This is a genomic window from Klebsiella sp. B345 (assembly GCF_051131735.1).
Taxonomy (GTDB): Bacteria; Pseudomonadota; Gammaproteobacteria; order Enterobacterales; family Enterobacteriaceae; genus Klebsiella.
The window spans coordinates 146,534-172,918 of record NZ_CP180444.1 but is presented as its reverse complement, the minus strand read 5'-3'; the positions used below and the strand labels follow the sequence as shown (position 1 = coordinate 172,918).

At 45.2% G+C, this 26,385-nt stretch carries 21 protein-coding genes and 4 pseudogenes; 14 read left to right on the top strand and 11 right to left on the bottom strand.

The window, feature by feature from the left end; genetic code table 11:
• Positions 1 to 113: 113 nt before the first annotated feature.
• From ACMYSO_RS25870 to ACMYSO_RS25860, 3 genes are all read right to left on the bottom strand, one after another.
• Positions 114 to 380 (bottom strand): hypothetical protein, encoded by a 267-nt coding sequence (locus ACMYSO_RS25870; protein WP_434671008.1) that lies wholly within the window; start codon positions 378 to 380, stop codon positions 114 to 116.
• 14 nt (positions 381 to 394) lie between these two features.
• Complete coding sequence (locus ACMYSO_RS25865; protein WP_434671007.1) at positions 395 to 1,030, bottom strand: lasso peptide biosynthesis B2 protein; 636 nt, start codon at positions 1,028 to 1,030, stop codon at positions 395 to 397.
• Between the two features lie 88 nt (positions 1,031 to 1,118).
• On the bottom strand, positions 1,119 to 1,313 hold the full coding sequence (locus tag ACMYSO_RS25860) for an acinetodin/klebsidin/J25 family lasso peptide (protein ID WP_434671006.1): 195 nt from the start codon (positions 1,311 to 1,313) through the stop codon (positions 1,119 to 1,121).
• Between the two features lie 964 nt (positions 1,314 to 2,277).
• Here ACMYSO_RS25860 and ACMYSO_RS25855 point away from each other — a divergent pair.
• On the top strand, positions 2,278 to 3,396 hold the full coding sequence (locus ACMYSO_RS25855) for an alkene reductase (protein ID WP_434671005.1): 1,119 nt from the start codon (positions 2,278 to 2,280) through the stop codon (positions 3,394 to 3,396).
• Between the two features lie 15 nt (positions 3,397 to 3,411).
• Entirely contained in the window at positions 3,412 to 3,726 is a 315-nt protein-coding gene (locus ACMYSO_RS25850) for an ArsR/SmtB family transcription factor (protein WP_434671004.1), read from the top strand.
• A 115-nt stretch (positions 3,727 to 3,841) separates the two neighbouring features.
• On the opposite strand, the gene ACMYSO_RS25845 is transcribed toward ACMYSO_RS25850, so the two are convergent.
• Positions 3,842 to 5,002, bottom strand: coding sequence for an IS30 family transposase (locus ACMYSO_RS25845; protein WP_434671003.1), 1,161 nt, complete (start codon positions 5,000 to 5,002; stop codon positions 3,842 to 3,844).
• A 336-nt stretch (positions 5,003 to 5,338) separates the two neighbouring features.
• Here ACMYSO_RS25845 and ACMYSO_RS25840 point away from each other — a divergent pair, with 336 nt between their 5' ends.
• Complete coding sequence (locus ACMYSO_RS25840; RefSeq protein ID WP_434671002.1) at positions 5,339 to 7,273, top strand: TonB-dependent receptor domain-containing protein; 1,935 nt, start codon at positions 5,339 to 5,341, stop codon at positions 7,271 to 7,273.
• Here ACMYSO_RS25840 and ACMYSO_RS25835 read toward each other — a convergent pair.
• Together ACMYSO_RS25835 and ACMYSO_RS25830 are read right to left on the bottom strand one after the other, a co-directional pair.
• The gene (locus ACMYSO_RS25835; protein WP_434671001.1) at positions 7,263 to 8,627 is read right to left on the bottom strand and encodes an ATP-binding protein; all 1,365 of its coding nucleotides are present in this window, start codon (positions 8,625 to 8,627) and stop codon (positions 7,263 to 7,265) included. The two genes, ACMYSO_RS25840 and ACMYSO_RS25835, sit on opposite strands and share 11 nt — an antisense overlap.
• Positions 8,615 to 9,367 carry a response regulator transcription factor gene (locus ACMYSO_RS25830; RefSeq protein WP_434671000.1) on the bottom strand — a complete coding sequence of 251 codons (753 nt, stop codon included), beginning with the start codon at positions 9,365 to 9,367 and terminating at the stop codon, positions 8,615 to 8,617. Before ACMYSO_RS25830 ends, ACMYSO_RS25835 begins: the two co-directional genes overlap by 13 nt.
• Positions 9,368 to 9,686: 319 nt before the next feature.
• On the opposite strand from ACMYSO_RS25830, the gene ACMYSO_RS25825 reads away from it, so the two are divergent.
• Positions 9,687 to 9,863: an FAD-dependent oxidoreductase gene (locus tag ACMYSO_RS25825; protein ID WP_434671045.1), complete on the top strand. Its 177-nt coding sequence runs from the start codon at positions 9,687 to 9,689 to the stop codon at positions 9,861 to 9,863.
• A gap of 9 nt (positions 9,864 to 9,872) precedes the next feature.
• A pseudogene (locus tag ACMYSO_RS25820) lies at positions 9,873 to 10,397 on the top strand (aldehyde dehydrogenase family protein); the annotation flags it as partial.
• A gap of 16 nt (positions 10,398 to 10,413) precedes the next feature.
• Here the strand turns inward: ACMYSO_RS25820 and ACMYSO_RS25815 are convergent.
• From ACMYSO_RS25815 to ACMYSO_RS25805, 3 genes and pseudogenes are all read right to left on the bottom strand, one after another.
• Positions 10,414 to 11,019: pseudogene (locus ACMYSO_RS25815) on the bottom strand (IS5 family transposase); the annotation flags it as partial.
• Between the two features lie 284 nt (positions 11,020 to 11,303).
• Entirely contained in the window at positions 11,304 to 12,446 is a 1,143-nt protein-coding gene (locus tag ACMYSO_RS25810; RefSeq protein ID WP_434670999.1) for a porin, read from the bottom strand.
• 86 nt (positions 12,447 to 12,532) lie between these two features.
• Positions 12,533 to 13,708 (bottom strand): MFS transporter, encoded by a 1,176-nt coding sequence (locus ACMYSO_RS25805; protein WP_434670998.1) that lies wholly within the window; start codon positions 13,706 to 13,708, stop codon positions 12,533 to 12,535.
• A gap of 323 nt (positions 13,709 to 14,031) precedes the next feature.
• On the opposite strand from ACMYSO_RS25805, the gene ACMYSO_RS25800 reads away from it, so the two are divergent.
• From ACMYSO_RS25800 to ACMYSO_RS25765, 8 genes are all read left to right on the top strand, one after another.
• Positions 14,032 to 14,955, top strand: a complete 924-nt coding sequence (locus tag ACMYSO_RS25800; RefSeq protein WP_434670997.1) for an AraC family transcriptional regulator — start codon at positions 14,032 to 14,034, stop codon at positions 14,953 to 14,955.
• A 179-nt stretch (positions 14,956 to 15,134) separates the two neighbouring features.
• The gene (locus ACMYSO_RS25795; RefSeq protein ID WP_434670996.1) at positions 15,135 to 16,601 is read left to right on the top strand and encodes a glycoside hydrolase family 1 protein; all 1,467 of its coding nucleotides are present in this window, start codon (positions 15,135 to 15,137) and stop codon (positions 16,599 to 16,601) included.
• An 18-nt stretch (positions 16,602 to 16,619) separates the two neighbouring features.
• A complete protein-coding gene (locus ACMYSO_RS25790; protein ID WP_434670995.1) occupies positions 16,620 to 17,492 on the top strand; it encodes an ROK family protein in 873 nt (290 codons plus the stop codon).
• A gap of 318 nt (positions 17,493 to 17,810) precedes the next feature.
• Positions 17,811 to 19,118, top strand: coding sequence for a M20 family metallo-hydrolase (locus tag ACMYSO_RS25785; protein ID WP_434670994.1), 1,308 nt, complete (start codon positions 17,811 to 17,813; stop codon positions 19,116 to 19,118).
• A 213-nt stretch (positions 19,119 to 19,331) separates the two neighbouring features.
• Positions 19,332 to 20,861: a p-aminobenzoyl-glutamate transporter gene (gene abgT / locus ACMYSO_RS25780; RefSeq protein WP_434670993.1), complete on the top strand. Its 1,530-nt coding sequence runs from the start codon at positions 19,332 to 19,334 to the stop codon at positions 20,859 to 20,861.
• 217 nt (positions 20,862 to 21,078) lie between these two features.
• Positions 21,079 to 22,278: an alpha/beta hydrolase-fold protein gene (locus ACMYSO_RS25775; RefSeq protein WP_434670992.1), complete on the top strand. Its 1,200-nt coding sequence runs from the start codon at positions 21,079 to 21,081 to the stop codon at positions 22,276 to 22,278.
• A 510-nt stretch (positions 22,279 to 22,788) separates the two neighbouring features.
• The gene (locus tag ACMYSO_RS25770) at positions 22,789 to 23,037 is read left to right on the top strand and encodes a type II toxin-antitoxin system Phd/YefM family antitoxin (protein ID WP_004187025.1); all 249 of its coding nucleotides are present in this window, start codon (positions 22,789 to 22,791) and stop codon (positions 23,035 to 23,037) included.
• The gene (locus tag ACMYSO_RS25765; RefSeq protein ID WP_004187019.1) at positions 23,027 to 23,311 is read left to right on the top strand and encodes a type II toxin-antitoxin system RelE family toxin; all 285 of its coding nucleotides are present in this window, start codon (positions 23,027 to 23,029) and stop codon (positions 23,309 to 23,311) included. Before ACMYSO_RS25770 ends, ACMYSO_RS25765 begins: the two co-directional genes overlap by 11 nt.
• Here the strand turns inward: ACMYSO_RS25765 and ACMYSO_RS25760 are convergent.
• A pseudogene (locus ACMYSO_RS25760) lies at positions 23,284 to 24,369 on the bottom strand (ISNCY family transposase); the annotation flags it as partial. The gene ACMYSO_RS25765 and the pseudogene ACMYSO_RS25760 sit on opposite strands and share 28 nt — an antisense overlap.
• A gap of 64 nt (positions 24,370 to 24,433) precedes the next feature.
• Between ACMYSO_RS25760 and ACMYSO_RS25755 the strand changes: the two are divergent.
• A pseudogene (locus ACMYSO_RS25755) lies at positions 24,434 to 25,551 on the top strand (IS3 family transposase); the annotation flags it as partial.
• Between the two features lie 12 nt (positions 25,552 to 25,563).
• On the opposite strand, the gene ACMYSO_RS25750 reads toward ACMYSO_RS25755, so the two are convergent.
• Positions 25,564 to 25,896, bottom strand: coding sequence for a response regulator (locus ACMYSO_RS25750; protein WP_434670991.1), 333 nt, complete (start codon positions 25,894 to 25,896; stop codon positions 25,564 to 25,566).
• Positions 25,897 to 26,385: the final 489 nt, after the last annotated feature.

Genomic DNA, 26,385 nt, shown 5'->3' with positions numbered 1-26,385 from the left:
CTAAAGTTTTATTTTTTGATAAAGAAGTTAATAATTGAAAACTTGAAGATATACATATGTTGTTATTTTTATCTTTGCAGTAAAAATTTCAATCCCACAATACAAGCTTGTGGTTATCCGGACCGAATCAGAGATATGAACAAAACAAAAAAACCACTACAAGATTTCAAGTCACGCTCAATATTTTGCAACGGACATGGTTCTTTCACATAGTTTTCCAGTTTAAACTGAATTCCATTACTTGAAACAACCCCAAAAATCATATATATTTCATTATTTATTATGCACGTCTCAAACCCTTCAGATTTATATGCCCAACCCGAATTTTTCTTAAGGTCTGCTTCATCACTTTCAATATGTCCACTTGATATAAAAAGCATGCACTCTCCCTTTTTTAAACAACTAATATCACTGACAACCTCTCCCTTAAATCAGGCTCATCGTTTATAATCACACCATCAACTTCGACCCATGCATGGCTATAAAACGGCTGCGTTCTTACCCCAATAACCACAACGGCCGGAATAAAAAACTGATTGAGCTTATCAGCTAAAAAATATGAGTATGATAAACAATTACTATTTTTCGATATTAATGGGAAAATTATCCGTAGATAAGCTTTGTACTTTTCGGTTAATTCCTTGATGGATACATTTCTTTTTTTTGCTTTTTTCCTTGTTTTATTTAACCCTGCGACAACACCAATCAGGCCTTGACTTTCAATTTCTTTAATGCGAAATTTTAGCTCCATAATGCAAATTAATAAATCTAATTTAATTAAACCCTTTACATCTGGTTGAGGTGTAAACCACCGTTCCTCAAGAAAGCCACCATATGAACACTCATTTTTTTTTGCACATATAAGATAACTCCCTGTATTTTCAAGATTGTTTTTAGTAATTAACCCCAGGTACTCGGATGCACTATTGAATATTTCATCAGCCGCAGAGTTGTTTTTTATGATGGTAAATTCATCTTTAACAACATCTAACATTATGACATCTTTTTTATACCTTGCAAATCTTAACATTCAATATCCTTGTAATAAAAGGCCAAATATTATTTTCAGCCTTTTTTTATTACGATTGCATTAGTTGTCAAAAAACACATTACAAAAATCAACCGTATCGATTACCTTGACTCGCATCTACAGGACCTTCACCGTTTGAAAAATATTCTGGAATACCGCCATCCCCTCCCTTCGTTAAAAGGCTTGCTTTACCATTTACTTTGAATGCGATAATGTTTTCAGAATACACTTGAGAATTCTTTTTATCGATGCTTTCATATTTGTCTTTCTTTACAACACTCATTCTGACCTCCATTTATTTGTAGTAATCAATCTACTTATTATAAATTATTCAGACATAGTCAAGTGATTATCATTCTCAATTGCGGCTTGGAGATAATTTGGTATAAAAGAGCTATTTTTGTTTCTTTTATTTAAAAAAAGATATATATTTCAATTTAGTGTAAGTTTAAAGAACAAAAAAATAAAACTGTCTTAAATTACATATATAACAGTTGGTTAGGTTAGTTCATGATATTATTTCCCCTTACTTGCAGTCATCTTCTTGACCATAAGCTTGAGAGAAAAACGAACAGGGAGAATCATCAGTAGAGCCATTTGCATTCTCTGATTTGCTCACTAAGTGAAATGCCTCTTCAACTTAAGCAGGGAAACGAATCTTTGGGTGCAACCCGGACTAGTGCTATGCGCGCTTTTCACTCCTCAGTAGCTGGAACCTACTAGCTATCGTTTTCAACGACACAATAAGCATAACTCGCAGGGTCAGTCATACAGATCGCAGGCTAGGCTGGCATTGAGAGATGAGCAGAACGATGTCGCTCGCGATATGTGGGCTAACGCGTTGAGTTCATTTTTTAAAAGTGATTCCCAGGATGAAATGTTCCCGATTTCAGCTGATGAGGCTCTGCCGCATTAAGGAGTCATCAGGTAACATGCTGTTTTTTCTTTTGATGTTCGCTGTCCATGTCTTTGGGGTTCTACGCCGGAACCCCAGATTTTTCCGTTACCGCAGTTTCAACCCGGTAACCAGCATATCCAGGTCAATAATTTCATCGTTGGTGACAAAGGTGTAATGTCCGTTCAACTGCATATTCGCATGCTGACCCTGTCTCACATACACTGTTTGAAATCGTTTCTGAAGCAAAAACATCGGCAATGAATGAAGGATAACAGCACAAAATACACATTTACATATTTAAATGTATAAATACAATGTCACTACTTTATCACATCAAAGGATGTTTGTTATGTCATCACTTTTTAGCCCCTTAACCCTTGGCGACCTCCAGCTACGCAACCGTATTGCTCTTCCTCCATTGACCCGCTGCCGCAGCAATCAGCCGGGAAATATCCCCAATGATCTGATGATGGAGTACTATCGACAGCGTGTCAGCGCGGGCTTTATGATCACGGAAGGTACGCAGATTGAGCCTCGTGGTCAGGGATATGCCTGGACTCCAGGGATCCACAGTGAAGCGCAGATCGCTGGCTGGAAAAAAGTGACTGATGCCGTCCATCAGGAAGGCGGTACAATTTTTTGCCAGCTCTGGCATGTCGGTCGCGTGTCACATAATACTCTTCAACCCGGGATGCAATCACCCGTCGCTCCTTCAGTCGTGGCTGCAACCGGTGTAAGAGTATTTATTGAAACAGGACCCGGAGTCGGTATGCTGACTGCTCCCAGTGAACCACGAGAACTCTCGACTCAGGAGGTGAAAGAGATGGTAGAGCTTTATCGTATCGCAGCAGAAAATGCCAAAAAGGCGGGTTTTGATGGTGTTGAGCTACACTCCGCTAATGGATATCTGATCAACCAGTTTATTTCTGAACATACTAACTTCCGTAACGATGAATATGGCGGCTCACTTGATAATCGACTGCGTTTCCTGCGCGAAGTAACCGAGGCAGTCAGTTCGGTGTTTGGTAGCCATCGCGTCGGCGTACGTTTTGCCCCCTTGTTTTCGAGCACAGATGAGGAACGGGTTTACCTGGGACTGGTTGAAAGCGATCCTCATACTACTTACATCCGTGCAGCAGAAGTTCTGAACGAGCTTGAAGTAGGCTATCTGTCAATCGCAGAAGCTGACTGGGATAATAGCCCAGAGATGCCAGAGAGTTTCCGAGTTGCACTTCGTGAAACTTTCCAGTCTCCCATTATGTATTCTGGTCGTTATACTCAGGAAAAAGCCGAACGTATTCTGGAAAAAGGCTGGGGTGATTTGTTTGGCTTTGGTCGTTCTTTTATCGCTAACCCGGATCTACCAGATCGGATCAAGGCAGGTTATCCGTTAAATAACGTGGACCAATCCTCTCTGTATGGTGGTACTGAGAAAGGGTATACTGATTATCCTGTTTATTCTTCCTGATGTTTGTGAGGCGGCATGTCACCGGAAAATGCCATTAAGTTACTGGCCAACCCCACCCGAGTTGCTGTGCTGAAGTGGTTAAAAAACCCTGAAGAAGCGTTTATAGATTATTCTCAGCTCTTTCCATTCGAACAATATGGCGTCTGTGCCAGTCTCATCCAAGACAAGGCGGGTTTATCGCAACCCGCCACCTCATTATGCCTTAAAAGTCTTCATGATGCGGGTCTGCTTGAAGCCAGCAAAGTGGGTAAATGGACTTACTACCGTCGATGCGAACAGCGTATACGCGAGATGATCAGTGTTATTACCCTCACGCTGCAGGAGTTATAACATGGATGCCATCCTTTTCCAGATAATCTCCAGCGGTAATAGCTACAGCGAACTTCCGGTCCTCACTCACAGCGGAGCTCCAACCTAGTAAACTTGTCCGCTTGGTGCTGTGAGTTCAACTGATGGATGCAACACACTGGTTGAACCGCTCTGCGGGTGATTCATAGTTTAGTGTTTTTCTTGGTCTCTCGTTGAGCTGTCTGGCAACACTGTTTAGTCTTTGCTGGCTGTGAACCGATAAGTCAGTTCCTTTTGGAAAATACTGTCTGAGCAATCTGTTCGTATTTTCATTTGATCCACGTTGCCAGGGGGATTGAGGATCACAGAAGTAAATCTGAATGTCTGTCGCTACAGTAAATCGCCTGTGGCTGGTCATCTCAGCCCCCCGATCCCATGTTAATGTTTTATAAAGCTCGGCAGGTAATTCCCGGGCTTGTCTGATGAGTGCAGATATTACCGTTATGGTCTTGTTGTCCCTGATTTTAGCCAGCATAACAAAGCGAGAATGACGTTCTACGAGGGTGACGATATAGGAGTTTTTTGAGCCCTGGATCAGGTCACCTTCCCAGTGACCTGGTATGGCTCTGTCTGTGGCTTCAGGCGGCCTTTCGCTGATAGGTATCGCATCCGGGATTGACCCTAATCCTTTCCCTTTAAGTGATGACGTTCTGGATCTACGCACCGCTCTTCCACTTCTGAGGCATTGCTGTAGTTCTTTTTTTAATGCACCCCGGGTTTGTATAAAAAGCGTTTTATAAATCGCTTCGTGTGACACATGCATTTCCTGGTTATCCGGATAACAGCGTTTTAGCCAGCCGGCGATTTGTTCCGGTGACCAGCCCTGATGCATCTTCTCTGCAATGATTTTACACAATGCGGGGCTTTCAATTAGCTTGCAAGGCTTTGGTCTCAGGGCACTTTCCCACGCAGCAGCATACGCTTTTGCTGCACGATAGTGTTTTACACCTCCGTGCCTCTTGACCTCACGGCTAATCGTTGAGGGAGCTCTTGATAATTTGGCCGCGATGTCCCTGATGCTACGTTTTGCTACCAGCCCTCTGGATATCTCTTCCCTTTCATCAAGCGAAAGTGCTAACCGGTGTCGCTTTCGGACAGGGGGACGGTATCCACCAGTCTGGTGGATAGTGGGCATGATAGAAGAATGATATCTGTCGAAAATTCTGGCGATATCATGCAGGGAATCACCTTGCTTGTACCTGTCCCAGATAATCGTTTTCTGTTCTGGCGTGTAGTAAATGCGAGTTCTTCGTTTCATGGCAACGTCCCCCCTAGATTAAGGATAGCGTTGCATCGACCCGTTGAACTCACAGCCAAAAGCGGCCATTGTTAACGGCCAGATGCATGAACCAATTTAGAGTTGGTCATCCGAAGCTCTATTAACAGTGTTACAACAAGCAGGTGTATAGTGTTGTTCGCCTATACAATACAGTTAAAACTGTTCCAATAAATTGCCCTCAGTACTTCCTGGTAATCTTCGGTAGCATACGCTGGTCATCATTGGTCCCGAGCTCACTTATCTGTCTAACTTTGTCCAACCTCAATAGATGAGAATGATTAGTATTAGCGTTTTTATTTAGGGCGTTAATCACTCATGAACAACTCAACTATTAAATTTAAACAAACTGAATTAGCCAGTCTTATCCTGCTATTCACCTCAGCGGCCAGCGCAGCAGAGTCAGAGACGATGGTGGTCACAGCATCCGGATTTGAACAGCGCCTGGAAGATGCACCAGCGTCAGTGACCGTGATTTCAGGCGAGGATCTTCGTAAACGTTCTATCCAAAACTTGGCTGATGCCGTTCGTGATGTTGAAGGTGTAGCCATCATCGGCGGTGCCAATGAAAATGACATCTCCATTCGCGGCATGCCGGGAGATTACACGCTGATCCTTGTTGACGGAAAGCGCCAGAGTGGTCGCGATTCCCGGGTGAATGGCAATGCAGGCTATGAGCAGAGTTTTATCCCACCAGCGGCCGCCATCGAACGTATTGAAGTAATTCGTGGTCCAATGTCATCGCTTTACGGGTCAGATGCGATTGGCGGAGTCATCAATATCATTACCCGTAAGGTCAATAAGCAGTGGGGCGGGTCGCTCTCCTGGGACTATGCTGCTCGCCAGCATGACGACCAGGGCAATGCGGCAAACACGCAGTTTTACCTGGCGGGTCCCCTGGCCGATGACAAGCTGGGCTTACAGCTATGGGGAAACTATCTGGATCGTCAGGCCGATGATGATGTACAGAACACGAATGGCTTCAGTAAAGCAGATCATAAAAACGTAACCGGGAGGCTGTCATTCGCGCCAACCGATAATCAGGAGTTGCAGCTTGAAGGCGGCATCAGTCGCCTGAAGAACGGTGACGGCGAGAGTGCAAACTGGGCGACGCGTGAACAAAAAAATAATCGCGATCACTGGTCTGTCAGCTACGACGGCCACTGGTACTGGGGGACATCGACGGTTTCTTTTGCTCAGGAAAAAACCAGCCGTGAAGGATTAGCCAGCACTTCGCAAAGTGACATTTACGGCCGTAAACCCACCATCAAAAATAGCGTTCTGGATGCAAAACTGATCGTGCCGACCATGTACCATACCGCCACGCTGGGCGGACAGTGGCAGGAAAATGAGCTAAAAGACTGGAACCAGGGAGATGGTACACGCCAGGATCATCGCTATAGCGTGGTGCAACGAGCTCTGTTCATCGAAGACGAATGGCGGCTCGCTGAATCGTTCTCACTCACTGGTGGATTACGCCTTGATAATCACGAACAATACGGCAATCACTACAGCCCGCGCTTATATGGCGTTTGGTATGTGAGTGATGAGTGGACCCTGAAAGGTGGCGTCGCACGAGGCTTCAAGGCCCCGGAAATTCGCGCGGTAATTGAAGATTACGCGGTACTGCGCCGCAATACCTGGGCTATGCTCGGTAATCCCAATCTGAAGCCTGAAAGCAGTACCAATTACGAGCTTTCCGCAATGTGGTCGAATCGTGACGATCTATCTGCCAGCGCTACGCTCTTCTACAACGACTTCAAGGATAAGCTTTCCACTATAACGACAGATCGCCGCTGGAACGGTTATATCGTGATGGAGCGTATCAATATCGATAAAGCGATCATCAGAGGTGCGGAATTAACCGGCAACTGGGAGATAACGCCTGAGCTATCGTTAAAGGCTAACTATACCTTCCTGGATTCAGAACAGAAAAGCGGCAGCAATAAGGGGGCACCTCTTGCTTTAACTGCTAAGCATAAAGCCAGCCTGCGCAGCGAATGGGATTACACGGGACAAACGCAGTTTTGGGCAGCGGCTAACTATTACGGTAAAGAGTACGGGACCTCCGTTACCGCTGAATCGGCTCCCGATTACCTCACGGCAGATGCTGGCGTGTCTCATCAGCTTAGCCAGAATCTGGCTCTCAATGGCGCGATTTACAACATTGGCGATAAGCGTCTGAACGATGAAACCTACGGTACGGTCAACTACGGTAGAACCTTCTGGGGGGGCGTGACACTCAGCTTCTGATTGGTCCTGGCAGTAAAATCGTTGCACATAAACCGGTGGGCGAGCGATTTTTCAGGCTCAGCTCGCCGCCATGGGCATGGACGCAAGCACGGGCAATCGATAAACCTAAACCCAGCCCGACGCCAAAGTGGTATCGGGCGACACGATTATCATTCAATCGAACGAAGGGTTCGAAGACCTGCTCAAGCTGTTTCTCAGGGATACCAGGACCGTTGTCCAGAATATCTATCCTTATCTTGTTGCTCTCGGTTGTGAGTATGACAGATGCCTCGCCTGCATAGCTCAATGCGTTCTCAATAAGATTACTTAGTACCCGTTTTATCGCCAGCGGTCTGCAATTGATCGTAATCTCTACCTCTCCCTGCCAGTTGACTGACTCGCCTTTTTGACAATAACGATGCGTCAGATCGCTCAGTAACTTGCTCAGATTACAGCTGTAGGTTTTCTCCTGCGGCGTTTCATCACGGATAAAGTTCAGCGTTTCACTGACCATACTCTGCAATTCAGTGAGACTTTCCAGCATGTCATCACGAGTCTCTCCGGCGTCCATGAGTTCTATCTGCAGGCGCAGTTCTGTCAGCGGCGTATTGAAGTCATGGCTCATTGAGGCCAGCATACGGGTCTTGCCTTCCAGATGTCGGGCAAGACGTTGCTGCATCAGATTAAAGCTACCCGTCAGATCTTTCGATTCCCGCGGGCCAATGAGAGGTAGACTACCGGTCCAGTCTCCCCGACTAAGGGCATCAGTGGCAGCGGCAAGTCGCTGAATCGGCCTGACAACACGGTGAGTGAAGTAAAGACTCAGTAGGATCAGTGGTACCGTCATGATAACCAGTGACAGTGAGAGCAGCTGTATCCATGCATATGCCGGATCAAGCGGTTGTATGCCGTTCAGATAAGTCCCGTCAGGCAAAGAGAGCGTCGATCGCAGCCTTAAAGGGTCGCTATTTTCCGTGCTAAAGAGATGCCAGCGCGCCGGCCCACCATTGGAACGCTCGAGCTGAAACGTCACCTGCATGTCCGGCGTAAATCCCTTCAATTTCAAAATGGCATCACGCAAGCGCCGTTCTTCACGTCGCATGTGGAAAGGCGCCACTTCAGCATGATCTGCAATCCAGAATCTGGCACCATCCTCACGAAGAATATGTAACGTATCAACTGCAGTCAGTTGGCTAGCAAGATATGCCAGTTCAATACGCTCCACAGCCAGATTACGCGTGGCGGGAGAGAGCAAATTACCGATCAGCTGAAGGCCGCCAACGGCGAGCAGATTGGCAATCACAATTGCCGAAACCATCAGCAAACTAAGCTGGCTCATCATTCTCTGCGGCAGCAAGCGTTTTAGCTGAGGCATTCGTCGCGGGCCTCAACTTGCGAAACCAAACGGTAACCCTCTCCCCAGACCGTATCCAGCAGAACAACGCCCGGAAGCAGCAGTTGTAGGCGGTTTCGTAGACGGCTGACCTGTCGATCGATTGCCCGGTCATAAACCTCATTTCCGGGCGTTATGCAGCGATCCATCAGCACTTCCCGGCTGAGTACAGCCCCTGGGCTGGAGAGAAAAGCAGTCAGGAGCCTCGCTTCCACAGTACTCAGCTTCAGCGTTATTCCCTGTGGATTGGTGACCGTGCCGCTGACTGGCCTGTAGTTCAACCCGGAAAAGTTCATCGTACGATCGTGCCATTGGTGAGCAGCATGCTGTGGCTCATCCGTTCCCCGGGCACGCCTCAGCACGGTATGAATGCGAGCAAGTAGCTCACGCGGTTCAAATGGCTTTACCACGTAATCATCAGCCCCCATCTCCAGCCCACTGATGCGGTCGTCAAGCGCGTCCTTCGCCGTAAGAAGGATGACTGGCGTTTTGTATTTGCGCTGAATCTGTTGGCAAAGCAACATGCCATCACCGTCAGGCAGCATGACATCCAGAACGATCAGGTTGAAGGTGTTTGAACGCAGCATTGACCACATTGAAGTGGCATTATCAGCCGTGATGACATTGAGACGCTGACGCCGCAGCCATGCAGCAAGCGGCTCGCGAATTTTACGGTGATCATCGACCACTAATACTTTGACAGGAAGGGTAAAATCATTCATTGAAACTGCCGAATTAGACGTGGCTGAAAGAATGCTAATTATACAAATTAATGAGAATGAGTTTTATTTTCAATAAAAATCTTATTGGCGCCGAAATTATCAATTTACTCCAACCGACATTACTACCTGAAGGTCTTGTCTAATCCTGGGCTCAGGTCAATAACGGGATGTCTGACCCCAAAGTATTTTATGACGCATTATGTCCTTCCCTTACCCAGAACGTCTACCTAGCCACAAGTCAGTCGTGATTCCCAATTTCTGATGAGCTAAGTCCGAAAGAAGAAAACGGTGATGTTGTTCCAGAAACTCACACTGATACCTGCCACCAGGTGCCTGGACCTCTTATGGACAGGCAGTACGTGCTCCGATCAACCGGATCCATTGGACCGGTACTGAAACCGCCACCGAATGGAGCAGTTATATGGAAGGCGCGCTGCAATCTGGTGAGCGTGTCGCCGAAGAAGTTCTCCACATACTCTGTTCCCTGACTCGTTGAGGTCCTCCCATGAATCACATTAATTTACTTATCAGCGGTACACTTCGCGCTGCCACTGATGGCCGAACTTTTGAACGATGCAGCCCCTGGACTGGAGAAGTAGTAACACGGGCAGCTGCAGCCAGTCTGGCTGATACGAATGTCTGGTCGGTTATGGGACCGACCGCAAGACGAGCCCGGCTGCTCAGGGCAGCAGATGCACTGGAAGCTCGTATCCCAGAATTTATCAAATTAGGGATGGAGGAAATCGGCGCTACCCCTGACTGGATGGGCTTCAACGCGGCCTATGCAGCCAATCTCCTGCGAGAGTCCGCTGCATTAACCACCAGGATACGTGGCGATGTGATTGCCTCCGACCTCGATAATGCGCTGATGATGAGAGTGCGTACCCCATGTGGAGTTGTATTGGGTATAGCTCCCTGGTATTCACCTGTGATCCTGGCCGTACGGGCACTGGCCCCCCCCCTTGCCTGTGGCAACACAGTGGTGCTGAAAGCTTCTGAATTCTGCCCCGCAACCCACATGCTGATAGGTTAGATAAGGGCACTGATTTCTTACGGCGCAGTTCATCGTGACATAACCGGATTTCGTAAGAGCCGTCGGCAGCGGCTGACCTGATTTTCCGGTGGGCCTGCCGGATTAACCCGGGGAACGCCTCTGAGTCCCTCACGTTGTTAAGCGACAGGTCAGCGAAGATGATGTCGTGCGTCTTCGCATCAACGGCCAGATGCAGTTTCCGCCATATACAGCGTCGCTCTTTGCGGTGCTTTCTGACTTTCCATTCGCCTTCACCGAAGGCTTTCAGACCGGTGGAATCAATCACCAGATACACAATATCAACCCCGGAGGTCGCTTTAAAAGTGACACTGACCGATTATTCCGGCTTACTGACGCTGCTGTAATCCGGACTGCGAAGCGGAACACACATCAGGAAAAAATTGGAATCAATGAAGCCCTGCGCGGCCCGCAGGGTCAGACGGAATGCGCGTTAAATCACCAGAACGGTAGTGATGGCAAGGTCAGAATGGCGCTGGAGTCTTCCGCGTGCTGAAGGCGAGGATGTATCATACCACGACTTAATCGCCTCTTCATCTAGCCAAAAAGTAATGGAGCCACGGTTGATTAACCCTTGACGTAAAATCAATCCGTTACGCATCGGGATTGGTTAAATAATGCGCTTGACGTACAAAAATTTCCGGTCTCCAAACTGACCCCTATCAGATCGCCAATGCTAACTTATTATGTCGCGTTACCGTGAATCTGGTCCATTGGGTATGGGTAACCGTCATCGCGAAAGGATCAGATCTTAAAAAAGACAAGCCGGGATTGCGGAGCACAGGCTATCCTCCGCCAATCAACAGCTTGTCATATAACTCAATGCATCAAAAGAAAAAAGGCATGCAATTATATCAAGTTACACATCAGAATTTATCATTGGGATTAAAAATAATATTTTGCAGTCAACTGATAATCATCAGTCCCATTTTCTTTGCCACTTTTAGTCCGTGAATAGTCCATTTTCTTTTCCAGTGCAATGGCTAAATGGTCTTTCAGCGTAATCAATGCCACGCCACTTAACAGATATGAGATTCGCCCTGAACTATCTTTATCTTCAAAGTGATTAATTCCGCCGTAGACCTTGAAAAATCCTATAGGGGAGACATCATTAAATGTGTATCCGCTATAGGATTCGAGGCCACGTGCATTCTTATATCTAGAATTGCTGGTAGAGATGGAGTTTAAGTTTCTGAATTCACCGTAAACAACTGCATGATACCAGGGTGCTTTGTCATAAGTCACACCAGCAAGCCATCCATTAACATTGGGATGAACTGTATTACTTTCACCGTAGCCATCACTTGTTGCTGTGGTAATATTCGTATAACCATAGGCCGTACGTAGTGCCCAGTCTTTATCAACTTGCCAGACACTGCCAGCCTGGAGGAAGTAATTACGTTTTCGTCCTAAATACTCTTCGGTCGTTTGGTGTTCAGCTTCACCATAATTGATATGCCCCGTCTCGTATCCATACATAAGACCAAAAATAACAGGTTTACTATGTGAATACCAGGCAACTGAACGATTAGGACGAGCATAACCAAGGACGGTATTATTGCCATAACCGTTGAAGGTACCCTGTGCTTTCGTACCGTAACCGATATAACGGTCGGTTGTTGTTCCTACCATGGTAAATATTAGCGATTTTTGTTGACCAACGCGGAATTCACCCCATTTGTCACTGTCTAATTTATAAAACAGGAAACGTTTTGTAAGTGCCAGTTCACCTTGATGATAGAATGGGTCATAGGCCCACTCGGTATCAAAACCAGCACTCCATTCATCATTCAGCTGATATTTATAAACTAACCGCAAACGATGTCCCAGGCTCTCTGCTTTTTTGCCGTAGGTTCTGACATGGTTATTCCAGATAAAAATACCTTGACCATGAAGCTCTAACTGTTGCGTATCACTACGATATAAATCAACAGCACCACTGCTAAATGATGTACATGTAATTACGGCCAGCAGAGGAAATAACATGGTTCGAGGTAAATTAAACCTAGTAATAGGTATTATATTCATAATATCTCAACATTATTATCTATAGGGGATATTTTTCAAATACACGCTAGCGTGTATTTGAAATGTGTTTGCGTGATGTTTTTTAGCTAGATCATTTCTTCATTGTTTGTTTTTGAATTAATAAACAACATACAAATAAACCCACCAATTAATATCAGCGCTGCCAGAGCGTAGTAAGCATAATCAAAGCTGCTCCCTGATTTATCAACGATATATCCAAGGACAATAGGAGCAGTAAACCCCCCTAATGAAGAGATAGCAGTTATTAATCCCATGGTTGTGCCGATATTCGCCTCAGGAATAATTTTGTGAGGTAAGTTCTTAATGGTAATAAAGGTGAACATAGAGGTAAATGACGAGATGCCAAAGGCAATCACTACTAACGCCAGGGAATGTGTTATGGCGAAAGAGGCATAGCAGCAGGCTGACACAATCGCACTTAAGAAAATAAACAGCGATTCACGGTTGTTAAAAAATTTACTGGACAGATAGCCGCAAAGCGGTGGTGTGGCGATAGTAAGGAAAAAGATAGTTGTCTGAATCGAACCGATAGTTACCAGATCCACATCAAACTTACCTTTCAGAAAGGTCGGGAACCATATAGAACCGTTCAGTACCATATTGAAGGCAAAAACACCGATAGAAAGGACCAATACATTTTTGTTCTTCAGTAATGATAGTGCACCGCTGTTTTTAACTTCCGATTTTTTCTTCTGCTGTATTTGATGATTCTGTTCCGCAGACTGAATATTTTTAAGGAACAGAACGATTAATACGGCTGAAATTGCATAACAGAGGGCTACAGAATAGTAAGCATAGTGCCAGTCAACGGCGATAATGCGCGAGCCCACATAAGCCGAAATCAACCCACCAACACTCCCCCCCATAAACCAGACCGATTGCACCATAACACGCTTATCTTTGTCATAGTTAAGTGCAATAGCTTTGGCAGAAGAAGAAGGAATACTACCGTGACCAACACCAAGTAAGAAACGAATTAAAATAAATAGAATAAGGACTGAAGCAAAGGGGAACACTGCGCAAACGATAGCGGAGATAATCATACATCCTAGAATGACTTTTTTATAACCAAAACGGTCTGATAACATTCCTCCAGGCAGACTGACTAACGCATAGCCTAATGAGTAAGCACTCATCAACATTCCAAGTTGGGTTTTAGTGAGATTAAACTCCTCACTGAGCGGTATAGCGACTAAAGATATAAGGTTTTTATCAATCCACATGGTGGTGTAACCAGCCATAAGAATGATCAATACATGATATTTTCTTATATAGGAAAGCATTAGTATTACCTATTTTTCAATATTGTTGATTGATTGTATGAGAGCTTTATTTATTTCCGGCTTACTACTTTTAATATCTTCCATATATATAGACAATGGTTTTTTTTGTCTATTACTATGGGTAATATTGATATCTTGGTGTAAATGTGTACTCAATCTTGCTGTGTTACATGTCTGTTTGCATTGTGCTATTTATTAGTAGATAGTGGTAGGGTCCGTGGTTAGAAATCCGTATCTTATTGGGCATAAACATGTGTTAACAACGAGTTGAGGGTTGTAGTATGAGCGAACTTTTACATGAGCCTATCGAGTTCGATCGCGTGCTTGGAGTGAAGTACCGTAAGATTAATTACCACGGACGCCCATGTCCGAAGCATTGGCACGATAGCTTTGAATGCCTTTTTGTCACCGGTGGTGCGATGGATTTCTACCTTGATGGTAATCAACATCGACTGCAACCAGATGATCTGATCTTTATTAATCCGAGAGAAGTTCATGGGCATCGCTGTATTGAAGAAAATACCAGTGCACTGCTACTGCAAATCCCGGAGCACTTCTTCAATCAGTATGCTGATCAACAACAGTTTATTTTTTCACGCTGTTTTATCGACGCCATAGGTGACAAAAAAGATGTCCGCGCTAAATTAGTCCATTTATTCCTGCAACTCGATGAGCTGCATGAAGACAAAACCCTGGGCTATGACCTGAAGATAAAATCACTGATTTTTGATTTTATTTATCAGTTGGTGAGTTCGGGGGTTATCTTGAAGAAAGCCGAAGTAACAGCAAAAAGTGAAAAACATATTGTCAGAATTAATAAGGTGATTCGTTTTATTGAAGAAAACTATAGTGAAAGGATAACTCTGGAAGATTGTAGCCAACTGATCCATGTTGACCCAACTTACTTTTCACGGTTTTTTAAGAAATATGCAGGTGAAACCTTCAGTCGCTATCTTAATTACTATCGTCTGAATAAAGCATATATTGGTCTGTTAAATACCGATCTTAGCATTACCTTGCTGGCAGAAAAAAATGGCTTCTCTAACTATAAGTTTTTCCTTAGCTTGTTTAAAGATCGATATCATCACACCCCACATGAAATCCGTCGAAAACTGAGCGCAGAACGTGATTTTGGTGTCGTGATTGTGAGCAATGATCACTCCACTTTTCAAAAAATGTATTGTTCCCAACCACTGTCGCAATGAAGCGGAAATGTCAAAATTACCCCTTAAACAAGTCAAGTTATGCCCTTACAATGCATATGTTTTTCACTAATATAGAATTGTGGTCATGTATGAATTACGCTAAGAGTTGAGTTCAACAACGACTTTATTCTTATGTCACTATTGAACAATCATTTCATTTATCATAAAAGGAGTTAGGGATGAGTCATAATTTTCCCCGTAATTTTTTATGGGGTGGGGCTATAGCCGCAAACCAGGCTGAGGGCGCATTTGATATCGACGGAAAGGGATTATCCATTGCGGATATCACCTCCATTGATACACGTATGGATAAAGCCGATATTTATAAAAACCGACGCGTCAACAGTGAAAAAATTGCCCAAGCATTAGCCAATCCAAATGAAGATTTTATTGTCTATCCGAAGCGCTTCGGTATCGATTTTTATCACCAGTACAAAGATGACATTGCGCTATTAGCAGAAATGGGATGTAAAGTCTTCCGTACGTCCATTGCCTGGTCACGTATTTTCCCTCAGGGTGATGAAACGATGCCGAATGAGCAAGGTCTGGAATTCTATGACCGTCTGTTTTCTGAATGCCGCAAATACGGCATGGAATTGTTAATCACCATGCATCATAACGAGATGCCTCTCTACCTAGTAGAAAATTATGGTGGCTGGAAAAATAGAAAGGTTATCGGTTTTTTTGAACACTACGCCCGAACTATTCTGGCGCGTTACAAAGATGTGGTGAATTATTGGGTGCCCTTCAATGAAATGAATGCATCTCGCTTCAACCCCTATAATGGTGTAGGCTTGGTATTTGACCGTGAAGAGCACTACGAAGCAGCTTGTTTCCAGTCTCTGCATCACCAGTTTATAGCCAACGCTCTGACCATCAAAGCCGCACGTGAAATCTGTCCAGCAGCGAAAATGGGCGGAATGATTGCCCGCTTCACCACCTATCCGGCGACGTGTAAGCCAGAAGATGTGATGAAAATGATCCATGATGATCAATATAATAACTTCTATTATAGCGATATTATGGTACGTGGTTTCTACCCTGAGTATATGAGCCGCTATTTCAAAGACAGAAACGTTGAGCTGGTTTTTGAATCGGGGGATGAAGAGATTCTTGCTACCTACAAAGTCGATTTCCTATCCTTCAGCTATTACATGTCGATTATTTCCAGTCATGAAGGAAATCTTGAGAAAAGTTTTGGTAACCTAATCCGTGGTAACCGTAATCCTTATCTGGCTGAGTCTGAATGGGGCTGGCAGATTGACCCCATTGGTTTACGTATTACACTGAACCAGCTTTATGACCGTTATCATATTCCTTTATTCATTACCGAAAATGGCCTAGGTGCTGAAGATAATTTAACCGCTGATAACAAAATCCATGATGATTACCGCATCGACTACCATCGTCAACATATAGACCAGATACGCGAAGCAATTGCCGATGGGGTTAAACTGATTGGTTATACTTCTTGGGGCGTGATTGACATTATTTCCTGTGGTTCCTCTGAAATGTCCAAACGATATGGTTTTATCTATGTCGATCAGGATAACGCAGGTAATGGAAGTCAGACTCGTTACCGAAAAGATTCCTTCTTCTGGTACCAAAAAGTCATTAACAGTAATGGTGACAACCTGGGTATTTGATCTTGCAGAGGAATTAGCATGTATAATTTAGCTATTGATATAGGTGGAACTTATATCAAGTATGCCCTAGTTAATGAATATTATACTATAGTAAAAAAATGGAAAGTACCGACACGACTTTTCGATAATAAAGATAAATTTTATGATTATCTATGTGCCAATATTGAAGATATCGGCAATGTCGAACGTATTGGCGTCAGTGCACCTGGATTGATCGATAGTGAAAGTTGTGTCCGGTCCTATGCTGCACCCAATGTAAAAATTATGTTTGGCACCTCAATCAGGCAGGAAATTGAAGCACGAGTCGCGCGGCCAACTAAAGCAATTAATGATGCCAAAGCCGCAGGTGTCTGTGAGTTTCGTCTGGGTAATGCGAGGAAAAGTAAAAGCTCGGCCTGTATCATTATTGGTACCGGAACAGGAGGCTGTCTGTGCGATGAAAATGGCGTGATTTATGGTGCTGATGGATTTGCCGGAGAATTCCACTTTATTCCTTTCTGGCATGACGAAAGCCAGCAGTTATTAAAGCTTGGTAACCAGTCATCCATTCGTGGTCTTATCACCATTTATTGTAAACTGGCAGGGATCGAAACCTCTGATAGTGAGACCATCATTGTCGCATATCTAGCGGGTGATGCTATCGCTCGTCAGGCAGTAGATAAGTGGATATACAACATTGCCATTATGGCAATCAATATTATCTGTTTCTACAACCCTGAAGTGATCTGTTTCGGTGGTGAAATATCAAAAGCCCCCTGGTTTATTGAAACAGTATCGGCGAAAGTGTCGATAATATCGGATGAATATTTTAAATCACAAGTCTTTAGTACCAGGCTGGCTCCCTGTAAGTTTTATAATGATGCTAATTTACTTGGGGCATTATTACATTAGATAGCGTTTTATGATGCTCTTTTATCATATTCTCTGATGATGTGAATGGTTAAGTAATCCGTACCAATAAAATAGTGTGCTCACCAGGAAATAAGAACTGAGCTTTTAATTATGTGCGACTTTCACTAAGTGGGCACACTATTCAGTTTTGTGTTTTGTGTTTTGTGTTTTGTGTTTTGTGTTTTGTGTTTTGTGTTTTGTGTTTTGTGTTTTGGCAAAATTTTTAGTACATAATCTACCATCCTTTATCTCTGTATCCCATCGGGATAACCTGTGAATAGCGGTTTATTTATTGTATTAAACGAAAGGAGTAGATTGATGTGCACACTAACCACCATCGTAGATGATATATTCCCGCGACTACTAGCCTGGCGCCGTGATTTTCATTTATATGCTGAATCGGGCTGGCTGGAATTCCGTACTGCTACTCTGGTTGCCGAAGAGCTAAACCGTTTAGGCTATCAACTACAATTAGGCAAACAGGTCATTAATGCTGATGCTCGCATGGGTTTACCTTCAGAAGATACGCTGAAAGAACAAGAATCCCGTGCACTACAGCAAGGGGCACTGGCGCGCTGGCTACCCCATTTCTCTGGGGGGTTTTGCGGAATAGTTGCCAACCTTGAAACCGGTCGTCCTGGCCCAGTCATCGCCTATCGTGTTGATATGGATGCGCTTGATCAGAATGAGCAACAGGATAACGAACACCGCCCTTTCCGCGAAGGGTTTGCGTCGTGCAATCCAGGGATGATGCATGCTTGCGGACATGACGGACACACTGCTATCGGTCTGGGATTGGCACATGTATTCATGAAGTTAAAATCGGAGCTATGTGGAACAATCAAATTAATTTTCCAACCAGCTGAAGAAGGAACACGAGGGGCGAAATCGATGGTTGCCGCTGGTGTGGTTGATGATGTTGATTTCTTTACAGCAATGCATATCGGGACTGACATTCCGGCGGGAGAGATAGTCTGTGGCTGTCACGGTTTTATGGCAACCACCAAGTTTGATGCCACTTTCCGTGGTGTTGCATCCCATGCCGGAGCTCGTCCGGAAGAGGGGCGGAATGCACTGTTAGCGGCAGCACAGGCTAGCCTGGCTCTGCACTGTTTGTCACAGCATAGCGGTGGCGATATCCGTATCAATGTGGGGGTTTTACAGGCCGGTATTGGCCGCAATGTGGTGGCCGATTTTGCACGGATGAAAGTCGAAACGCGCGGTACCAGTAATGAGGTCAACGATTTTGTCTATCAGCAGGCACAACAGGTTCTTCATGGCGCGGCAACTATGTATGGCGTGGAACTTGATATCGCCTTAATGGGAGGTGCTGTCAGTTCACAGCCAACAGCTCCCTGGGTTGACTATATCCGCCGTCAGGCTGAAACCCTGCCTGAATTTACCTCCGTGATCGAAAGTCTTGCAACCGCGATGGGCTCAGAAGATGCAACCTACATGATGGAGCGTGTGAAAACACTTGGCGGACAATCCTCCTACGTTATTTTTGGCACCGACTTGAGTGCAGGACATCACAACGAAAAGTTTGACTTCGATGAACGGATCATGCCGGTAGCAGTTAAGACCTTGGCAACCTTAGCATTAAATATTACCAACTTTAAGAGATGAGTAAGTCTGCAGGATTCACCTAGTTTATTGACCACTATATTGATGGTCAGTAATTGCGTTTTAGAGCCATCAGTGACGCGATTTGGGATAGCCCGGAAACCTGGCTGACGTAAAACCATGCAGACTGTAATACAAACCTGGAGTGAGCTGAAACCAGGCAGCTCACCATAATAAAAGATGATGCAAACATAACTACTAAATGAGGCCAGTATCATGAGCGATACGGTAACAACATCAAACAAGAGTTCGGTGAAAATATTTAACTGGATTGAGCGTGTCGGAAATAAAATCCCCAATCCTTTTGTACTGTTTATTTATCTGATCGTGGTTTTAATGATTTCCACGGCTATTATCAGCACTATTGGGTTAACAGTAAAAAATCCGGCCACTGGTGATATTGTCAAAGTGAACAACCTGCTCAGTACTGCTGGCATCCAATGGATCTTCCCTAATGTTATTAAGAATTTCAGTAGTTTCACACCATTAGCTTCGATTCTGGCTTTAGTAATTGGGGCCGGACTAGCAGAAAAAGTGGGCTTGCTGCAATCATTGATGGTGAAGATGGCGTCACGTGTAAACCGCCGTTTTGCCAGCTACATGGTTTTATTTATTGCCTTTTTCAGCCACATTTCCTCCGATGCCGCACTAGTGGTCATGCCTCCGCTAGGTGCATTGATCTTTATCGCGGTAGGCCGTCATCCGGTTGCCGGTTTACTGACAGCTATTGCAGGTGTGGGTTGTGGGTTTACCGCCAACTTACTGATTGTAACCACAGATGTCCTGCTTTCTGGTATCAGTACCGAAGCGGCGAAATCCATCAGTGACAACGTGCACGTTAATGTCATCGATAACTGGTTCTTTATGGCGGTATCGGTGATTGTGCTTACCATAGGTGGTGCACTCCTCACCGATAAATTTGTAGAACCGCGTTTACCCCGCTGGGAAGGTGGCAGCGAGGAACGGTTGAATGTAATAACGCCTGAGGAAAACAAAGGGCTGAAAGCCGCAGGACTGGCAGCACTGGTTTTCATTGGACTGATGGCATTATTGGTGGTACCTGAACATGCACCACTGCGCGACCCGCAAACCGGATCAATTGTGCCCTCACCTTTTATCAAAGGAATTGTTCCGATCATTATTCTGTTCTTCTTCTCTGTCTCTATTGCCTATGGTGTTGCCACCAGACAGATTCAGAATGCTAATGATGTCCCAAAATTATTAGTTGACCCTATGAAGGGAATGGCCGGTTTTATTGTGATGGTCTTTCCATTATCGCAGTTTGTTGCTTTCTTTAACTGGAGCAACATGGGGAAATTTATGGCTATTGGCCTGACAGAGTTGCTTGAATCTGCGGGTGTCAACGGCGTTCCGGCATTCCTTGGGTTAATTTTTCTTTCGGCGTTTTTATGCATGTTTATTGCCAGTGGGTCTGCTATTTGGTCAATTCTGGCACCGATATTTATCCCTATGTTTATGCTCTTGGGTTACCATCCGGCATTCGCGCAGTTAATCTTCCGTATTTCCGATTCTGCGGTGATCCCTCTGGCCCCGATGTCGCCATTCCTGCCACTTTTCCTCAGTTTCCTGCAACGCTACATTAAAGATGCCCAGTTGGGGACCTATTACCGGTTAATTTTACCTTATCCGCTGATGTTCTTCACCGTCTGGACCTTACTACTGTTGGCTTGGTATGCGCTTGGTCTGCCGATTGGACCTGGGATCTATCCGCAGCTTGCGGGTTAACAGGAATCACAGACATTTTACATCCAGGCTAAGGGCATGACATGCTCTCATTGAATGAGTTATGACCTGCCGTCTGGCAGGTCTGTTTATCAGAAGGTATATTTCAGCAATATTCTGTAATTACAACAGGGAGTCGCCTAGCCCGTAGTGGAAGCTTTAGCAGTCTAATGTTGTAATTTACATGTCTTTTATTCACATTACTTGTGAAGGATTTTATATGATAAAAAAATTAATATTCTTAACCATCGGCCTTTTCGTTACCGCCGCTGCTTATAGTACAGTAAATGCTGCCCTGCCATTTTCCCCTGCCTTCTATCCTACTAATTCACCGGCGCAACAATTCATTAGTACAGTCAATTCTGATAAAACCATTACCTATCGATTATTCGCACCAAATGCTCACAGTGTTAGTGTTGTGACTGGCGCGACGCCATTCAGCTTAAAGGCACAAAAAATGTCCAGAAACAACGTTGGATTATGGTCATTAACTACAGGAGAAATGCAGCCAGGGCTCTATGAGTATTCCTTCGCTATCGATGGATTTATCATACCAGATACCGGTCGTGCTTATAATAAGCCTCAACGTCAAGTATCCGGTAGTCTTATCCTGGTCCCGGGAAGTATTCTGGATAGAAAATCCGTTCCGCATGGTGAGTTGCATCTGATTAGCTATACATCAAAGGCGTTGCAAAAAGAGAGAGAACTCTATGTATGGACTCCTCCTGGTTATACAGGACAAAACCAGCCACTGCCGGTTCTTTATTTATATCATGGTTTTGGCGATACCATCATGTCTGCTATTGCACAACTTCGTTTGCCTGAAATTATGGATAACCTGATGGCAACCGGAAAAGTCAAACCGATGATTGTTGTGCTGCCAGGTACTGAAACGGATACTCCAGATACTATTCCAGAAAACTATTTACCCGCAGAGCGCAGAAAAGTATTTTATCCGCGCAATGCAGACGCTGCAAATCGTGAATTATTTCAGGATATTATCCCTTTAATTAACTCTCGATTTGCCATCCATCCCGACTCTAATAGCCATGCTCTGGCCGGTATTTCACAGGGTGGATATCAGGTATTAAAGAGTGGCATTGGGAATCTAGGTTATTTCAGCCACCTGGGGATGTTTAGTAGCATCGGGTTATATTCGGTAGCCGACCCAATGATTAATGAGAGACTGGCTGACAATACATCTTTAAATCGTCAGTTTAAAAAATTCGATATTATCATCGGTGATCAAGATAAAGTCGTCGATAAAGATGTGGCAGCGCTTATCGAAAAACTTAAGAAAAATAACGTAATATTTACTTTTAGAGTATATCACGGTTATGACCATGAAATGCGACTGTGGCGAGAAGCTTATATCTCTTTTGTTACAGAGCTATTTCAGTCAAACGACCCGAAACAATAGATTTCACCTTATGCAGAGGTCTAATGTTGATACGCGATATAACCAGTGTTATTACCCTTAAGCTGCAGGAGTTAGAACATGGATGCCATCCTTTTCCAGATAATTTCCATGGGTAATAGCTGCAGCTAACTTCCACTCCTCAACTACAGCAGAACTCACAGCTCATAGCGGACATGCCCTCAGGGTATTTACCATAACGTCGCATTACGCGCCCTCCCAAAACACGCTCAGCGCGTTTCTGACGGCAGAACGGTAAAACAGGCAAAAAACCACCCGGAAAGCCGCCAGAAACTCAGGAGATGAATTTTACCTCAATGCTTATAAACGCACAAAAGTGCTTAGACCCTGATTCCAGTGCATTTGCCTCCCCTCACACCTAATTCCGCAACTTTTCTCAGTAAGTCATATCACTCTTTCCAGCCTTGTTACCGGATAAATCCCAACAAAAAGCACCTTTAAAAGCACACTTAAAAGATCTACAATTAACACTCAAAATGAGGAGGTAACATTATGGCATTTCAGGTTCTTACCACTACGGCAGCCAGCATTACTGAGCTTAAACGTGACCCTATGGGTACTTTCCACGCTGGAGATGGCGCTCCGGTAGCCATTCTTAATCGTAATGAGCCTGCATTCTACTGTGTGCCACCGGCACTGTATGCCCAGTTGATGGAACTCCTGGAAGATGAAGAGCTGGGAAGGATGGCTGATGAGCGAAGCGGAGAAAAGGTTATAGAGGTCAATATTGATGACCTATAAGCTGGCTTTCAACGAATCAGCGTTGAAAGAATGGAAGAAACTGGGTCATACACTACAGGTGCAGTTCAAAAAGAAGCTCAAAGAGCGCCTGGAGAACCCCAGAGTTCCGGCATCACAGCTACATGGACGTAAGGACCAGTATAAAATCAAGCTACGTGGTGCCGGATATCGCCTTGTCTATCGTGTAGAGGACGACATTGTCACAGTCACCGTTATCGGTGTAGGCAAACGCGAAAACGACGACATTTATAATGCAACCCTTAATCGCAATTGACTAACGCTGTAAACACTATTTTGGAGTGGTATCCGGCCCGTTTTCTTTCTTGGTAACGTTGGTGGCTTCACATCATCTTTGCTTTGCGTTCGTCGTGTCATCCAGGGATGATCAGCAGCAGGTTTTACGTAATATTTTGAGCACAAATCAAACCTCGCGTTATCCACACGCTCATGCACGCTCTTTTCATCATCGAGCGGTATTGGCTCAGGCCCATCAACATATTTTTCGTAGCCCAACGGCCGACTTTCATGAAGCACCGTTATTTCACCGTTAAAGTTCTCACAAACCGTGAAAAGTGCATGCCTGAGACGGTATCCCTGCCCTTCTGAACGGATCTGGTATGCGCTTGTTTTATATTGAAAGGTCAGATTTTTGGAAAGCACACGGCGGGACTGATAACAGAGTATGTAATTAAGTTCTTCCGGAGAATGAAGAATCTCCCTGTGAGCATTACCATTTTCACGGGGAACAGAAGCGAAGCGAGTGTTGTAATCTTTCACAAACTCAGACAACCACAGATTAGCTGATTCGATATCACTGATATTGCGGAGGCGTAATTCCTTAACCAGTCTGTCCTGTAAGGTCTGATTAGCTGGTTCAACCCGGCCTTTAGCCTGAGGGGTGTTAGCGTGAATTGGCTCAATCCCAAGGGTTTTAATTGCACGGGTAAATTGTGTTAATTCGCCTTCACGTTCCGGGTTATTCACACGGAAAATACTGTGTCTGTCTGAATACAGGGCAAGTGGGCGACCATATTTGCCGAGATAATCACGAAACGTTTCCATGTAAGCGCGGGTCGTTTCTGCAGGAGCGAAGCGGAGCGCCATAAGTGCACTGGTGGCGTCATCAATAAAGACAATTAATGTACAGCGGGGACCTCGTTCTTCAAACCAGTCATGCGGGGAACCATCAATCTGGATAAGTTCGCCATAGCATGGGCGCCGTTGCTGACGCTGATAAATGCGGGCAATTTTTCGGCGTCGCTCACGCCATAAACCTTCTTCAACCATCCACTTACGCAACGTTTCGGTCGACAAAGCCAGGCCATTGACCTGCTCCCCGTTGATTAACACACTGCGATGCTAGTAATGTCTTCATAAGCCACATGAGGACATCCCCATGAAGAAGCGTTTTTCCGACGAACAGATCATCAGTATTCTCCGCGAGGCCGAGGCTGGCATTCCCGCCCGTGAGCTTTGCCGTAAGCATGCTATTTCTGACGCGACCTTTTACACCTGGCGTAAGAAGTTTGGTGGCATGGAAGTACCGGAAGTAAAACGCCTTAAGTCGCTTGAAGAAGAGAACGCCCGTCTCAAGAAGTTGCTTGCCGAAGCCATGCTGGATAAGGAGGCGTTACAGGTGGCGTTGAGCCGAAAGTTCTGACGACAGACCACAAGCGGGAAGCTGCTGTAGTGATGTGTGAAGCGACGGGTCTGTCGCAACGCCGAGCCTGCAGGCTGGTTGGTTTGTCCCTGTCGACCTGCCGCTATGAGGCGCAGCGTCCGGCGGCTGATGTGCATTTATCCGGACGCATCACTGAGCTGGCGCTTGAGCGCAGGCGTTTCGGTTACCGCCGTATATGGCAACTACTGCGTCGGGAAGGCCTGCATGTTAATCACAAGCGCGTGTACCGCCTTTATCACCTCAGTGGCCTGGGTGTTAAGCGCAGACGACGTCGTAAAGGACTGGCAACAGAACGTCTGCCACTGCTCCGTCCGGCTGCTCCTAACCTGACGTGGTCGATGGATTTCGTCATGGACGCACTGGCTACAGGACGCAGAATAAAGTGCCTGACCTGCATCGATGATTTCACGAAGGAATGTCTGACAGTCACTGCCGCCTTCGGTATATCAGGCGCTCAGGTCACACGCATTCTGGACAGTATTGCGTTATTTCGTGGCTATCCGGCAACGATCAGAACAGATCAGGGACCAGAATTTACCTGCCGGGCACTGGACCAGTGGGCTTTTGAGCATGGCGTTGAGCTTCGGCTTATTCAGCCGGGTAAGCCGACACAGAACGGGTTTATCGAAAGCTTTAATGGTCGATTTCGGGATGAGTGTCTGAATGAGCACTGGTTCAGCGATATCGTTCACGCCAGGAAAATCATTAACGACTGGCGGCAGGGCTATAACGAGTGCCGGCCTCATTCCTCACTGAATTATCGGACGCCAGCGGAATTTGCAGCGGGCTGGCGAAATGGAAAAATTGAAGGTAAACAAACCGACATTACTAACTGGCGATGGTGTTTAATACTGGGGGCAAGTCACGTAATCATCAGCCCCCATCTCCAGCCCACTGATGCGGTCATCAAGCGCGTCCTTCGCCGTAAGAAGGATGACTGGCGTTTTGTATTTGCGCTGAATCTGTTGGCAAAGCAACATGCCATCACCGTCAGGCAGCATGACATCCAGAACGATCAGGTTGAAGGTGTTTGAACGCAGCATTGACCACATTGAAGTGGCATTATCAGCCGTGATGACATTGAGACGCTGACGCCGCAGCCATGCAGCAAGCGGCTCGCGAATTTTGCGGTGATCATCGACCACTAATACTTTGACAGGAAGGGTAAAATCATTCATTAAAACTGCCGAATTAGACGTGGCCGAAAGAATACTAATTATACAAATTAATGAGAATGAGTTTTATTTTCAATAAAAAATCTTATTGGAGCCGAAATTATCAATTTACTCCAACCGGCATTACTACCTGAAGGTCTTGTCTAATCCTGGGCTCAGGTCAATAACGGGATGTCTGACCCAAAAGTATTTTATGACGCATTATGTCCTTCCCTTACCCAGAACGTCTACCTAGCCACAAGTCAGTCGTGATTCCCAATTTCTGATGAGCTAAGTCCGAAAGAAGAAAACGGTGATGTTGTTCCGGAAGCTCACACTGATGTCTCCTTTCAACCATTTGAACCATTAGAACCATTTGAATGGTTCGTATGCGGGCCCCCATGCCACTTGCACAAATACATGCATATCACAAATAGTGCAATTTGCACTTAATTAGGGCAATGACTTGCACCTTCCTCTCTTTCGTACTGGCAATAACCAGCTCTAATGCGG

What these genes read in the sequence shown, in the direction of transcription:
- ACMYSO_RS25790 (WP_434670995.1), top strand. Translation starts at nt 16,620, where the DNA reads ATGTATAATTTAGCTATTGATATAGGTGGAACTTATATCAAGTATGCC.
- ACMYSO_RS25840 (WP_434671002.1), top strand. Translation starts at nt 5,339, where the DNA reads ATGAACAACTCAACTATTAAATTTAAACAAACTGAATTAGCCAGTCTT.
- abgT (WP_434670993.1), top strand. Translation starts at nt 19,332, where the DNA reads ATGAGCGATACGGTAACAACATCAAACAAGAGTTCGGTGAAAATATTT.
- ACMYSO_RS25855 (WP_434671005.1), top strand. Translation starts at nt 2,278, where the DNA reads ATGTCATCACTTTTTAGCCCCTTAACCCTTGGCGACCTCCAGCTACGC.
- ACMYSO_RS25785 (WP_434670994.1), top strand. Translation starts at nt 17,811, where the DNA reads ATGTGCACACTAACCACCATCGTAGATGATATATTCCCGCGACTACTA.
- ACMYSO_RS25770 (WP_004187025.1), top strand. Translation starts at nt 22,789, where the DNA reads ATGGCATTTCAGGTTCTTACCACTACGGCAGCCAGCATTACTGAGCTT.
- ACMYSO_RS25805 (WP_434670998.1), bottom strand. Translation starts at nt 13,708, where the DNA reads ATGGCTGGTTACACCACCATGTGGATTGATAAAAACCTTATATCTTTA.
- ACMYSO_RS25765 (WP_004187019.1), top strand. Translation starts at nt 23,027, where the DNA reads ATGACCTATAAGCTGGCTTTCAACGAATCAGCGTTGAAAGAATGGAAG.
- ACMYSO_RS25850 (WP_434671004.1), top strand. Translation starts at nt 3,412, where the DNA reads ATGTCACCGGAAAATGCCATTAAGTTACTGGCCAACCCCACCCGAGTT.
- ACMYSO_RS25860 (WP_434671006.1), bottom strand. Translation starts at nt 1,313, where the DNA reads ATGAGTGTTGTAAAGAAAGACAAATATGAAAGCATCGATAAAAAGAAT.
- ACMYSO_RS25800 (WP_434670997.1), top strand. Translation starts at nt 14,032, where the DNA reads ATGAGCGAACTTTTACATGAGCCTATCGAGTTCGATCGCGTGCTTGGA.
- ACMYSO_RS25830 (WP_434671000.1), bottom strand. Translation starts at nt 9,367, where the DNA reads ATGAATGATTTTACCCTTCCTGTCAAAGTATTAGTGGTCGATGATCAC.
- ACMYSO_RS25775 (WP_434670992.1), top strand. Translation starts at nt 21,079, where the DNA reads ATGATAAAAAAATTAATATTCTTAACCATCGGCCTTTTCGTTACCGCC.
- ACMYSO_RS25750 (WP_434670991.1), bottom strand. Translation starts at nt 25,896, where the DNA reads ATGAATGATTTTACCCTTCCTGTCAAAGTATTAGTGGTCGATGATCAC.
- ACMYSO_RS25865 (WP_434671007.1), bottom strand. Translation starts at nt 1,030, where the DNA reads ATGTTAAGATTTGCAAGGTATAAAAAAGATGTCATAATGTTAGATGTT.
- ACMYSO_RS25845 (WP_434671003.1), bottom strand. Translation starts at nt 5,002, where the DNA reads ATGAAACGAAGAACTCGCATTTACTACACGCCAGAACAGAAAACGATT.
- ACMYSO_RS25810 (WP_434670999.1), bottom strand. Translation starts at nt 12,446, where the DNA reads ATGAATATAATACCTATTACTAGGTTTAATTTACCTCGAACCATGTTA.
- ACMYSO_RS25835 (WP_434671001.1), bottom strand. Translation starts at nt 8,627, where the DNA reads ATGCCTCAGCTAAAACGCTTGCTGCCGCAGAGAATGATGAGCCAGCTT.
- ACMYSO_RS25870 (WP_434671008.1), bottom strand. Translation starts at nt 380, where the DNA reads ATGCTTTTTATATCAAGTGGACATATTGAAAGTGATGAAGCAGACCTT.
- ACMYSO_RS25795 (WP_434670996.1), top strand. Translation starts at nt 15,135, where the DNA reads ATGAGTCATAATTTTCCCCGTAATTTTTTATGGGGTGGGGCTATAGCC.